Below are 579 nucleotides of genomic sequence, written 5' to 3'. Positions count from 1 at the left end.
TGCTGGCGGCTGAGCTGGCGGACGTGCCGTGGCAGGTCGCGCACGCGGTGGAGGACGCGGTGCTCCCCGAGGCGGATCAGTGCTCGGTGGCCGAGTTCCGCCAGCGCGTCGCCCGGGAGGTCCGGCTGGTCGACCCCGACGGTGCGGCCGGGCGGCACGTCCGTGCGCGGTCCGGTCGCCGGGTGACCCACCCGCGCAGTCGCCCGCACGGGATGGCCGCGATGTGGGTCGTCATGGCAGCGGAGGACGCCACCCGCGTCGACGGCGTCCTGGACCACGCCGCACGCGCTGCGCAGGCCGTCGGGGACGGGCGGACCCTGGACCAGCTCCGCGCGGACGGGCTGCGGGACCTCGTGGTCGGGGACGTCCCGCCCGGCGACGGCCCGGCGGTCGAGGTCCGCCTGGACCCGCCGGAGCCGGCGCCGATCCCGCACCCGGGTCCGGGCCCCGACCTGGTGACCACGGTGCGCAGGAGGACTGCGCGCCCCGAGCAGCCCGAGCCCCGCCCTGCCGCCACGCTGATGCCCGTCACCGCCCTCGCTGCCGCTGCTCCCGCCGCACCCCCTCCCGCCGCGCCTG

The 579-nt window shown here is 79.1% G+C and carries 1 protein-coding gene; it reads left to right on the top strand.

Annotated elements, in window-relative coordinates:
- Positions 1–23: 23 nt before the first annotated feature.
- Positions 24–579: DUF222 domain-containing protein (locus Cpa01nite_RS18405; protein ID WP_203670314.1), on the top strand; the 556-nt coding region annotated here is incomplete at its 3' end.

The sequence above is a fragment of the Cellulomonas pakistanensis genome (assembly GCF_016862755.1).
Classification (GTDB): domain Bacteria; phylum Actinomycetota; class Actinomycetes; order Actinomycetales; family Cellulomonadaceae; genus Cellulomonas; species Cellulomonas pakistanensis.
This window is presented reverse-complemented; position numbering and strand designations above follow the sequence as displayed.